The organism is candidate division WWE3 bacterium, assembly GCA_026396615.1.
GTDB lineage: Bacteria > Patescibacteriota > WWE3 > JAPLWK01 > JAPLWK01 > JAPLWK01.
The window spans coordinates 1-12,123 of record JAPLWK010000007.1; the positions used below are offsets into that span (position 1 = coordinate 1).

A 12,123-nucleotide genomic window follows, 5' to 3' on the forward strand; every position below is an offset into this window, starting at 1 on the left:
AAAGTTAGAAATATGGTGGATAAAGCCAGTAAAGCTTGAGAAATCATGAAATACTATTATATACCGCCAACGTCTTTTTTGCCGTCTGCTCCCAGGTAAAGTCCCGCAAAATCATTTGTTTAAAATCCTCCGACGGTTTGTGAGTAAAAGAGGCTGTGATTGCGGAAACAATAGATGCGATATTGGCCGGATCGCAATATTCACCATTTTCGCCTAAGTACTCTTCACAGTAGCCTTTACGAGGGGCCACAACACCGCAGCCTGCCAAAGCCGCTTCTAGGTTTACCAGTCCCGTGGTTTCCTTCCAACTGGCGGAAACATGGGTTTTGGCGGCCGCAAAAACTGCCGGCATTGATAGATACGGCAATTGATCGATGTGGACGATCCAAGGATTTTCCAGAAGCGCTCGTTTTACCAGGCGGGAGTATTCGAAATGATGGGGGTTATAAGAGCCAACAAGAACTAAACGAAGTGCTGGGTCTATTTGGCGCAAAATTTTGACCGCCTCGATCACTCGCAACTGATTCTTGCGGGATTCGAGTCGTCCCACACACAAAATAAATGGAAACTGACCATATTCTTTGATAAATGATGACGAATCAGCGTTGTAAAAGACAGGACTAACACCATTTGGAACAACGTCCGACTTAAATTCGATCCCTAAATCCTCTTTTATGGCATCACGCTCCCCAAGAGCATTCGGCAGTAGATATGACGAATGCGCAACAACCCATTTTTGAGCGGCCGTGGTGCTAATCGGGAGTTGAGTAATGAAATCCGGAATTTCGACAGGATTAACGAGAGCTTTATAAAAACTTTTAACAAATTCCCTTGAGCTGTAGCTCTTAAATATGGGGTAGATGACCCGTTTAAAATCGTAGCGATCGCTGTCTTCCCAAATTTTTATGTCGCTATATTTATGGTGAATTGGAGAAAGAACGTAAGGAACATTTTGAGCCACTGCGTTTTTGGCTTGGCGATAAGTCTCCCGGACCCAATCAAGATTAAACAAATGCACGAGGTCGTAACCCGCTAAATCAAAGTTGGCCGCGCAATTAATATCAACCTCAACCCCAAGCTTTTGAAGCGCCTTCTGAGTTTCTAGCAGCTGCACGGTGTCGCCACCCTGCTTGGTTAAAATATCGTAACGACTTTGCATTAAAACTTTCATAGTGAAGCTTCTCGCAGCAAGCTGCTCGGAATCTTCTTTTTTGATTTCAAAAAATTAAATTCCGTATAACTTAGCGTAATTGTCCCAGAATTTATCTAGAGTATACAGGCTGGCTACCCGGTCACGGGCTTTCCGACCCAGGTCTGAACGTCGCGACGCATCTCTAAAGAGACTATAAAGCTTTTGCGACAAATCCAAAGGATCCTCTACCTTAAATGTCAAAACTGACCCATCGCCAACTTCTTTAAGGACGGGGAGATCAGAAACAAGACAAGCTGTAGATGCAGCCATGGCTTCAAGTAGCACAATGCCAAAACCTTCGGCTAGGCTTGGAAAAACGAAAACGTCTAAATCCCCGTAAAAATAGGACTTCTTGTCCTCTGGAATCGCCCCCAGAAAGCTAACATTGCGACGAATCCCGAGATCCTCGGCCAGTTTTTTAAGAGATTCTTCCAAATGTCCGGTACTTGCAAGTAAAAGACGGGGCCAAGTATCGGCCGGCTGTGACTTGAAATTTTGCAAAAACTCTGCGAAGCCCTTGATCAAAACGTCGTGACCTTTCTCTTCCGTCATTCGCCCTAAATAGCCAACCACGAACGGTTTATCTGGATTTGACTCGGTCGACGAGGCCACAATAGGAAACTGAGAGAGGTCAACGCCGTTGCCGATTACAACAATCTTAGAAGATTCTATCCCCTCTTCTTTGATTCTAACGTCTTTAATAGATTCTGTTAAAGCGATCACTTTATCCGCCAACTTATTAGTTATAAATCTATTAATCGCTATGTTCAGTTTCTTTTTAAGCGGTGAAACTTGCCACTGACTAAGCGGCGTATGAATGTGAATAATCTTAAGTGGAGTTTTAGCGAGATACCCTGCAATGAGAGCGTTAAGCCCGGCTTTAAGTTCATGTCCGTGAATAATATCAATCTGGCGACTCTTTAAAAAAATTACTAAACGTCTAATATAGGCGAAATCAAAATCCGACCGGATTCGGTCGATAATGACGTGAGCTCCAGCCTTCTCAAAGAGCGACACCATTTCGCCATCGCTGCAGAGCACCCACACATCAGCCCCTTTTTTGACCATACCTCTGACGAGGTCCAACGTATGGTTTTCCATGCCCCCAATTTTCCCGGAATTTAAAACGTACAGTATCTTTTTCATCTTTAATACCAGTAAATTATCGCACAAATATCTGCCGTTTTCTGATAATATTATGTTAATGCTCACAGTACCTCACAGGCGCTTATTTTTAGGGTTTGCACAGTGGTGGTTTATTAAAACGCCGCAAGCAATAATTAGGCTGCTACGGCACTCCTTGGTTTATTTTGATAACACCTTGGCAATTAGTTTAATGCTGAGGATGCTGTTTGTGCCGATTTTCGGCGACAATAGCGTAATCGGTTTGATACTTGGAATTATTTTTAGGTCTGTTCGCGTCCTTCTGGGAGCAATGATACTGATTCTTGACATCGGATTTTTCGCCTTTATTTTTCTTCTGTGGGCAACCAGCTTCTTTTTATTACTTGTATTTCTAAGAATCCTAGCTTTACCAGCAATTGTTGCGATAGTTCTAATTTATAATTTTTATTTCTTAGGTAGGCCAAGAAAGAAATTAAATAAAATATCGAAATACGAATCTCCACTGCTAGCGGCTTCTACAAAATTAACTGCCGATTTTTTAAGCTCTCACTTTATTGAGAAGTTACTGAATTATCCTGATGTAACGGAATATATTTTAAGACTCGGGGTAGACATTGCTGAATTTAGAAAATCTTTACTAACAATCGATTCTTCTCAAGTAGACAAGGAATCAGTTTTAGAATTAACGTTCAAAGCAGGAATCACCGGAAAATTAAAATACGTTACACCACAACTTCTGTTCTACGCTATTTTAAAAACATCAACAATTTTTGACAAAATTTTAACCGATTATGAACTTAGCAGTGAAGTTTTAAGTAACACTTTAAATTGGTTAATTTATAAAGATAGCTTAATTAATCCTCCTAAGTTTTGGGAAGAAGAATTTTCCATTCCAATAATGGGTGGAGTGAATCGTGGCTGGACAGCCAGGCCGACCCCGCTACTTGACGAATATAGCGAAGATTTAACCGCTGAAGCTCAGAAATTCTTGATACCGCGGCCAATTGGCAAAGAAAAGATTGTCGCGGAAATGGTTGGAATTTTATCGCGAAGCACTCGTCAAAATGTCATCTTAATTGGAGCGCCCGGTTGCGGTAAAACCAGCGCCGTTCGCGGGATCGCCTATTCTATAATTGAGGGAACCGGAAGTACAGCCTTACGTTTTAAAAGGCTGGTGTCACTGGACGTCGGAGCATTAACGTCTGGCGCGGAAACGCCAGGAGCTTTAAACGGCCGAATTAACGGCTTAATTAAAGAGATTAAAGCTTCTAAAAATATTATTCTTTTTGTTGATGAGGTGCATACTTTAGTGTCGTCGGTAGGAGCCGACCCCACAGTTAGCAGCATTTTTAATACTTTGGAGCCTCACTTGTCGGCTGGCGAACTGGATTTTATTGGCGCCACCAGTATTCCTAATTACAAAAAATACATTGAACCGAATGCCGCTTTTGCCAGAGTTTTTCAAAAAGTAGAAATGAATGAGGCGAGTAAGGAGGATACTTTAAAAATTTTAGAGTTTAACGCTTTTGAACTGGAAGCAGCCAAAAAAGTGGTTATTACCTATCCGGCCTTATTAAATACAGTTGAATTATCTAGTAAAATAATTCACGATCGAGTATTACCCGATAAAGCTGTGGATATTTTAGAAAATACCTGCGCCCAAGTTTTAGCAAACGGTAAAACTATAGTCACCAAAGAGGATATTACCGCCGAAATTGCTAAGGAAACCAAGATTCCCTTAACCAGCATTACCGAAAATGAATCGACTAAACTTTTAGAACTAGAAAGTACTCTTCATAAAGAAATAATCGGCCAAGCAGAAGCGGTTAAAGCAATAACAGCCGCCATGCAGCGGGCCAGGGTTGGGATTCGGGAAGAAGGAAAACCAATTGCCAGCTTTTTATTTGCAGGCCCTACTGGAGTTGGTAAAACGGAGACTGCCAAAGCTCTAGCGAGATCCTATTTTGGTGATGAAAAAATGATGATTCGAGTTGATATGAGCGAATATCAGGAATCCAGTTCGGTTGACAGGATGGTAGAAAGACTAACGTCTGCCGTACGAGCCCAACCTTTTTCGTTAGTTCTGCTTGATGAAATTGAAAAGGCCCACCCTAACATTACCTTGTTGTTTCTTCAAGTTCTGGACGACGGCCGGTTGACGGATACCGAAGGCCGCACCATAGACTTTAGCAACACGCTAATCATTGCCACGAGCAACGTTGGTTCACACGCTATTCAAGAGGCCGTCGCCGCCAAAGTTAGTTTTGAGGAATTACAGAAACGTTTGATGGCGGAGCTATTAACCCGGTTTGCGCCGGAATTTTTAAACCGTTTTAGCGGCTTAATTACTTTTGAGCCGTTGACGGAGGAGCAAATAAAACAAATTGTAAAAATTAAACTGGCTAAAGTGAGTAATCAAATGAGTAAAAAACTAATTACTATTAAATTTTCGGATGATATTGTAAACGACCTTGCAAGCAAAGGATTTGATCCGGTTTGGGGCGCCCGTCCGCTTAACCGATTAATAGCCGATAAAATAGAGACTAAAATCGCCCAAATGATTCTTAAAGGTGAGCTTAAAAAAGGTGATACTAAGACCTTTGAACTAACTGATATAATCCCCGCATGAGTGAAATCAGCGAGCGCTTGCAAAAAATTAAAGACAAACTTAACGTTGCCGAGTTACAAAAGAAGTTAAGAACTTTGGAGGTAGAAGCGGAAAAGCCGGAGTTGTGGCAAGATTGGAAGTTTGGTCAAAGTGTGATGCAGGATTTGTCGGCTCTTAAAAAGACACTGGAGGAGTTTGAAACGCTGGACACGCTCGTTGCTACCGGTAAAGACGCCGAGGCCGTAGTGAGGCTCGCGAACTTGGAAATTAAGACGTTTTTAGCGGGCCCTTACGATAAAGGCCCCGCCTTCTTAAGTATTCACGCCGGTCAGGGAGGAACTGAAGCCTGCGACTGGGCCGAAATGCTCACTCGTATGTACCGACGTTACTCTGAAGCCAAGGGTTGGAAAACAGAAACAGTGGATGAAACAAAAGGTGAGGAAGCGGGAATTAAGTCTATTACTTTAGAAGTTAACGGTGAAAATGCCTACGGTTTGCTTAAAGGTGAGGCCGGAGTGCATCGATTGGTTCGCCAATCCCCTTTTAACGCGGATAATTTACGACAAACCTCATTCGCAGGGGTTGAAGTGATGCCGGTGATTAACGATGATAAAGTAATTGAAATAAAGCCCGATGATATCGAGTTTGACGCCTTTAGAGCCGGGGGCCACGGCGGCCAAAACGTCAATAAAGTGTCGACGGCCGTGCGAATAAAACATATCGCGACCGGTATTGTGGTCACTTGCCAAACGGAGCGTTTTCAAGAACGCAATCGCGAGATAGCTATGCAAATGCTGCGGGCCAAACTTTATAAACTGGCCGAGGAAAAAGAAGCCAACCTTAAAAAAGGCCTTAAGGGCGATTACAAAACGCCAGGGTTTGGAAATCAGATTCGTTCCTATGTGCTTCATCCTTATAAAATGGTTAAAGATTTAAGAACTAATGTGGAAAGTACTAACCCTGAAGCAGTTCTTAACGGAGACCTTCAGGCTTTTATTGATGAAGAGTTAAAAAATCTGTAATATAAAGTGGTGACTAGTTCCGATTTTAGCCTCCCAAGGATTATTTTTGTTATCGTCTTTATCGCTTTAATGGGGATTGGAGTCGGTTACGGTAGCGGTGTTTTACTTAAACAGACCGCTCCTAAGAACGCCATTCAAACTCCGTTAAAAGCTACGACCACGCCAAGTTTTAGCGGCAAAATCTTCCCGGTCAGCATTGCGACGGAGCCCGCCGTCACTCACGAATTGGTTGATAAAGACGGCAACGTGACGGCCTTTCTCCAAAGCGCCGATGATAAACTTAACGTAGTTTTAGCCGGAACAAATGTGACGGTTAGTGGTAAGCTTATGAAGACAACTGATAATAAACCGCTAATACAAGTCGAAAAGATTAGCTTTTAAAAATTATGATTCGTTTTGAAAATGTTACTAAAAAATATTGGGACAATACTTTAGCTTTGGAGGACGTGACGCTAAAAATAGACCCCGGAGAGTTTGTGTTTTTAGTTGGGCCATCTGGAAGCGGTAAAACAACGCTATTGAAAATGTTGACTCGAGAAGAATTGCCAACTAGTGGTGACATTTTTATAAATGAATACTCAATCGTCAGTCTAAAAAATAAATTCATTCCCAAATTAAGACGGGATGTGAGTGTCGTTTTTCAAGATTTTAAATTACTGCCTACTAAAAACGTTTTCGAAAATGTGGCCATTGCTTTAGAGTTAAGCAATAAAAAAGACCATGAGATTAAAGAGTTGGTCCCAATAATTCTAAAAAAAGTTGGCTTGGAAAGTAAAGCTAATCACTTTCCGGCGGAACTTTCGGGAGGCGAGAAACAAAGAATCGCTATCGCCCGGGCGCTAGTTCACAATCCGGTAGTTTTGGCCGCCGACGAACCAACCGGCATGATTGATCCGGTAGCCGCTTGGGAAATTATGCAGCTACTCAGTGAGATTAATGCCGAGGGGACGACGGTAATTGTGTCTACGCATAATGTGGATATAGTGAATTCTTTTAAAAAACGCGTTATTGAGCTTAAAAATGGTAAAATAATTAGAGACGAAACGAAAGGAAAATATCATCCCCATGGTTAAAGTTTTTGCGCGGGCTTTTAATAATATTCGCAGACATGCCGGCCTTACGGCCGCCTCGGTAATAATGATGACTACCACGTTTACGGTCATTAGTATTTTTGGTGTGGGGGCTTGGGGCAGTAACGTGGTTTTAAAAAATTTAGAGTCTAAAGCCGAAGTGACGGCTTTTTTTAAGAAAGAAGTTGATGAAAATTCGGTGCTGGCGATAAAAAAATCGCTGGAGGACAGTGGTAAAGTGCTGGGGGTTCAATACACTTCCAAAGATGAGGCCTTTAAAAGCTACCAAGAACAACATAAAGACGAACCGGCCATTTTAGAAAATATTACCGCCAAAATATTCCCGTCTTCTCTTGCCATTCAAGCCCGCGATTTAAATGACTTACCAATGATCTCATCTGAACTGCAAAAACAACCACAAGTTGACGAAGTAATCTTTTTTAAAGACGTGGTGGCCACTTTTCAAAGCTGGGTAAAAACAATTAGAATTGGCGGTCTGTCTCTTATCGGCTTTCTAGGGCTGGTCTCGATGCTAATTGTCTTTTTAACGCTTGGCATTTCGATTCATAATAGTGCTTCTGAAATAGAGATTTTAAAATTAATCGGCGCTCCCAAAAGATATGTTAGTTATCCTTTTATAATTCAAGGCATGATTTATGGCTTAGTATCGGCTATTATTACGTCAATAATCTTGGGAATTGCGATTCCTCTTGGAATTCCTAAAATTTCTTATATCTTTAGCGGCATCACTTTCCCCCAAATTAGTTATCAAATGATTGGTATCGCAATCGCTGCGGAACTAATAATGGGAACGGTACTAGGCGCTTTTGGCAGTGTGGTCGCAGTCGGTCGCTATCTTAAATATTAACCGCTATAATAAAGGCATGCGTAAAATACTGCCTGTATTAGTAACATCATTAGTTATAATTTTAGCTTTATCTGGAAAGTCGTTCGCAACCGCAACAACAGACCCTCAGCAAATACTAGACATTACAAAGCCTAAACTAGTTCAAAGCCAGCAACAAGAGAGAACTCTTAAAGGAGAGCTGGCGGTAATTGACGCTAAGATGGTTGATACGCAAGCTAAAATTGCCCAAGGAGCCGCTAACATTAAATTAAAAACCGAAGAATTAGTGGTAATTGGAACCGATATTAATTCTTTACAAATAAAAATCGGCCGCCTTAGTGACTCTTTAAGTACTCAACAAAATGCTTTCGAAGCGCGGCTAACAGCCCAGTATAAAATTTCGTCTACTTCCCCATTTTTAGAATTGTTTATTAGCGGTGGTTCTTTTTCAGATTTCGTTTCTAAAATTGAATATTTAAAAACCGCTGAACTTAACGATCAGTTATTAATTACTCAAATGAGTAGCAGTCGCCAAAGTTATCAAGATCAAACAACATTGTTAAATCAAAAGAAGGCTGATGCTTTGGTAGTAAAAGCGGAAATCGAAGCCTCACAACGGCAACAAATTGCCAATCAGACCCAGTTAATCAGTCAAAAAGCCGATCGTGACCAACTTCTTAAAGATACCCAAAATGACGAATTAAAATATCAGCAAATTATTGACCAGGCCCAAAGTGAACTCGCTGCCATTAACGGCACTTTTGCCGGAGCGGACTATTCCCAAGCTAAACCGGTTAAGCAAGGCGATCCGATTGCCATCATGGGTAACACCGGTTCCCCATCGTGCTCTACCGGCGCCCATCTTCATTTTGAAGTTCACAAAAATGGAGTCCTTCAGAACGCGGAAGACTATTTAAATTCCTATTCTTTTGAGGGAACGACAATTGGTAGTGGCAGCTGGCCCTGGCCCATGAAAGATCCTTATATTACCCAGCGTTTTGGCCACACTCCTTACTCTTACAGATATGTAAATGGTATTCATACGTTTGGGAAAAATGTAAGAAATTTTTTGCAATTGCAGTCATTTATATCGGCTTAGTTTTTTTGTTTCCGCATAGAACTCAGGCCGCCGTTTCTTTACAAATCACAAACTTCCCAAGCGAAATAAAAATAAATTCAGAATTTCAAATTGAGGCTAGCGTTTCCGGCCTCCCTAGTAACAAAGAAGCGGCCCTTAAAATCGGAGTCGCTGGTAGCAAAGATTACTACGGCTACGGTCAAATTAAAAACGGTGATAAGTTTATTGGCTACAACGACACAGGATCCTGCAATAACACTTTAATGATCAAAACAGACAATCTAGGCCACTGGGAAGGTAACTTAATTGGAAAAATATCAACAACCGCGGAACCCGGAGATGGAAAATTACGAATTAGAGTCTGTGATCCTGATAAATCATCGGTTTCTTACGCCATTAAGCTGACCGCCATGGATCCATTACCAATTCCTGAACCACCGCCAAAAACAAATAGCCCCGAAGCTAATAATGCGCCACCACAGGCAGACGTTGATTCTGCGGAACAAAACGACGCGACCGACGCCACAAATCAAACCGATCAATCATCAGATCTTATCGTACCTACCATACCTATCAAACCTACTCAACCTACGCACCTAGATATAAAACTCCCAGCCACCTTTTCGGCTCAAGAAGTACCAAAAGTGGCCGGGGCGAGTACCACCGCCAAGGAACTCATAGCTACACCCGAAGCCCAAGCGACGCCCTCAAGCCGAGCAACCAACAAATACGTTATAATACTCGGGTCTCTAGGCATTATTGGGATTGTAATTATAGGTGTTTACTTTTTCTTGAAGCGGAGACAGATTATAAAATGAAAAGATTACTAACAATTTATTTACCAATTTTTATCTGGGCAGGCTTGATATTTTTAGGAAGTTCAACGGTCGGCCGTAGCGTTTCTAACGTGAGACTGATTGACTTCCTAGCTCACAAGTTTGTTCACGTTACGGAGTACGTCATTTTTTATGTTTTGTTACAACGAAGTACTAAAAAATGGTGGCTATCTTTAATAATACTGGGAATATTCGCGATAACGGACGAAATTCATCAATCGTTTGTGCCCGGCCGCAGTCCGAGGATAACTGACGTTTTGATTGACATTAGTAGCGGCACTTTAGGAATAGTAATATTAAATTTATGGTCGAAGTTATTACCAAAAATTCGGACGAAACTAAAAAAATAGCCGCTCAAATATGCACCAAGCTTAAGAGTGGCAACGTCCTTGCTTTACAAGGAGACCTGGGGAGTGGTAAAACAACTTTCACTCAAGGCCTTGCTAAAGCCTTAGGAGTAAAAAGCCGTGTTTTAAGCCCCACTTTTACAATTTTACGACAATATAAAATAGAAAATAGTAAATTTAGTACTTTAAATCATCTCGACTGCTATCGTGTGAGTGGACCAAGCGACCTCGAAAGTCTAGACATCTTAAATTTATGTGGCCAACCAAACTCGCTGACGATAATTGAATGGCCGGAGCGAATCGCATGCATTCTACCAAAGACGACTTTAAAAATATCTTTTGAGACACTTGAAGGACAACAAAGAAAAATAATATTACCGGAAGAACTTAAAATATGATTATTGAAATCGACTCTTCAACTCGTTATCAAAAAAAAGTTACTCTCAAAGAGGGTGATAAAATTATTAAACAAATTGAAACAGATGGCGATATTTTAGTGGCTCTCAAACTACTTCTGACCGAGTCGAATCTAAAGCTAAACGATGTTGACAAGATCACGACGATTCCTAGCGGACCATCTTTTACAGGCTTAAGAATAGGCGCCGCAATTAGTAACGCACTAAACTACACCACCGGAAAATTAATTGATTTTAAGGATCTAAACGACCCCGCCTACCCCTCCCCACCAAACATAACTCCTAAAAAGGTTGACGGCAACATAATAAAGGTCTAGAAATATATTGGGATAATAAATATGTTTAATAGGCTCATAGCGACGACGATTTGCGTCGCGGTAAGTTTAGGGTTGTCAACAAATATTGCCTTTGCGACGAGCAGTCTAAAAGTTTCAACGGTTAATAATCAAACTGAGTTTAATAATCTTATCCCGGGAATTTCTAAAAGCCAAACCCTAATTATTAAAAATACTAGTGATGATAATTCCGCCTTAACCCTTAGTAGTCAATTAAATAATAGTTTTAAAGAAAATCCGGCCGGTTCCTACGACGCCCTTAAAGATTCAATTCAGATTCGACTAACAACATCAGGAGGTAGTAGCACGCAATGGTCATCGCTTGCGGACTGGGTCAATAACTCACAAGCATTTCCGGGCGACGCTCTTAAAGACGGCTATGAAGCCAAATATAATCTAGAAATTATGACGAGGGATGACGCGGAAGAAAACGCCGCGAGCAAATCGTTAACCGGATTAACTCTGACGATCTTTGGAGAACCGGCAACAACTACCACTAACGTGTCTGCAAACAGCACTGATAATGCAGAATTAAATCTGGGCGTCCTGGGCACCGCCACGAATAATATCCGAGTAGCACCCGGAGCTATAAAGTTAACGGCCGAAGAACCGCCGGAAAAACCAACGCCAGCCGTTCTCGGTAGCGCAACGTTGGGTGCCGACACTTCGATCTTTTCACCAAATCTAATCTTCTTAATTTTAGGCAGCGGCATCGGTCTTCTTCTCATTCTTGGTGGCTTCCGCATGTGCCTCCACCGTAAAGCACCACCTACATTTTCTTAAATGACAGAATTCAGCACGTGCTAATAATTGTCAGCAGGTGCACTTGAAGTTATAAGACGACTGCGGTAGAATTCCGGCGTGAAAGCCTTGGCACTCATCTACGTCATTTTAGGTATCCTGCCCTTTATAATCCTAACTACCACGCTGCTTTACGGTCAAACGGAACCATCTGGAACATTGGTAACCCCCGCACTGGCCTTAACTACAACCGTAGTAAATAACAAACTTATTACCAGAATTATTATTCCAAAACTAAGCACAAACTTATCGGTAAAACCGGCCGCGATCGTTGAAAATACCTGGAAGGCCTTTGATGACGCCGCCAGCCTCGCCGCCGGAACGCCGGTCAACAACATCGTCATCTTCGCTCATGATAAACCAAAAATGTTTCGGGGACTCGGCAATTTAGAAATTAATGACCCTATTTATATTATGCGGAATAAATCCTACGAGACTTATTATGT

14 protein-coding genes are annotated in these 12,123 nt (G+C 41.7%); 12 read left to right on the forward strand and 2 right to left on the reverse strand.

Translation table 11 applies throughout. The features are described 5' to 3' along the window. Positions 1–43: 43 nt before the first annotated feature. Positions 44–1,171 (reverse strand): glycosyltransferase family 4 protein, encoded by a 1,128-nt coding sequence (locus tag NT141_01465; GenBank protein ID MCX6783724.1) that lies wholly within the window; start codon positions 1,169–1,171, stop codon positions 44–46. A 54-nt stretch (positions 1,172–1,225) separates the two neighbouring features. After that, a complete protein-coding gene (locus NT141_01470) occupies positions 1,226–2,293 on the reverse strand; it encodes a glycosyltransferase family 4 protein (protein MCX6783725.1) in 1,068 nt (355 codons plus the stop codon). Between NT141_01470 and NT141_01475 the strand changes: the two genes are divergently transcribed. The 12 genes from NT141_01475 to NT141_01530 all read left to right on the forward strand — a co-directional run. After that, on the forward strand, positions 2,292–4,946 hold the full coding sequence (locus NT141_01475) for an ATP-dependent Clp protease ATP-binding subunit (protein ID MCX6783726.1): 2,655 nt from the start codon (positions 2,292–2,294) through the stop codon (positions 4,944–4,946). The genes NT141_01470 and NT141_01475 overlap by 2 nt on opposite strands. Then, the gene (gene prfB / locus NT141_01480; protein MCX6783727.1) at positions 4,943–5,947 is read left to right on the forward strand and encodes a peptide chain release factor 2; all 1,005 of its coding nucleotides are present in this window, start codon (positions 4,943–4,945) and stop codon (positions 5,945–5,947) included. The genes NT141_01475 and prfB overlap by 4 nt, the downstream gene beginning before the upstream one ends. A 9-nt stretch (positions 5,948–5,956) precedes the next feature. Continuing rightward, a complete protein-coding gene (locus NT141_01485) occupies positions 5,957–6,328 on the forward strand; it encodes a hypothetical protein (GenBank protein ID MCX6783728.1) in 372 nt (123 codons plus the stop codon). Positions 6,329–6,333: 5 nt separating this feature from the next. Continuing rightward, a complete protein-coding gene (ftsE, locus tag NT141_01490; GenBank protein MCX6783729.1) occupies positions 6,334–7,020 on the forward strand; it encodes a cell division ATP-binding protein FtsE in 687 nt (228 codons plus the stop codon). Further along, entirely contained in the window at positions 7,013–7,885 is an 873-nt protein-coding gene (locus NT141_01495) for a permease-like cell division protein FtsX (protein MCX6783730.1), read from the forward strand. Before ftsE ends, NT141_01495 begins: the two co-directional genes overlap by 8 nt. A 16-nt stretch (positions 7,886–7,901) precedes the next feature. Next, positions 7,902–8,963, forward strand: coding sequence for a peptidoglycan DD-metalloendopeptidase family protein (locus NT141_01500; protein ID MCX6783731.1), 1,062 nt, complete (start codon positions 7,902–7,904; stop codon positions 8,961–8,963). Positions 8,964–8,968: 5 nt separating this feature from the next. Beyond that, positions 8,969–9,760 carry a hypothetical protein gene (locus tag NT141_01505; GenBank protein ID MCX6783732.1) on the forward strand — a complete coding sequence of 264 codons (792 nt, stop codon included), beginning with the start codon at positions 8,969–8,971 and terminating at the stop codon, positions 9,758–9,760. Continuing rightward, positions 9,757–10,128, forward strand: a complete 372-nt coding sequence (locus NT141_01510; protein MCX6783733.1) for a VanZ family protein — start codon at positions 9,757–9,759, stop codon at positions 10,126–10,128. Before NT141_01505 ends, NT141_01510 begins: the two co-directional genes overlap by 4 nt. After that, positions 10,083–10,523, forward strand: coding sequence for a tRNA (adenosine(37)-N6)-threonylcarbamoyltransferase complex ATPase subunit type 1 TsaE (gene tsaE / locus NT141_01515; GenBank protein MCX6783734.1), 441 nt, complete (start codon positions 10,083–10,085; stop codon positions 10,521–10,523). Before NT141_01510 ends, tsaE begins: the two co-directional genes overlap by 46 nt. Then, the gene (locus NT141_01520; GenBank protein MCX6783735.1) at positions 10,520–10,858 is read left to right on the forward strand and encodes a hypothetical protein; all 339 of its coding nucleotides are present in this window, start codon (positions 10,520–10,522) and stop codon (positions 10,856–10,858) included. Before tsaE ends, NT141_01520 begins: the two co-directional genes overlap by 4 nt. Before the next feature lie 21 nt (positions 10,859–10,879). Further along, on the forward strand, positions 10,880–11,659 hold the full coding sequence (locus NT141_01525) for a hypothetical protein (protein MCX6783736.1): 780 nt from the start codon (positions 10,880–10,882) through the stop codon (positions 11,657–11,659). Between the two features lie 78 nt (positions 11,660–11,737). Then, the coding region (locus NT141_01530) for a hypothetical protein (protein ID MCX6783737.1) at positions 11,738–12,123 on the forward strand (386 nt) is incomplete at its 3' end.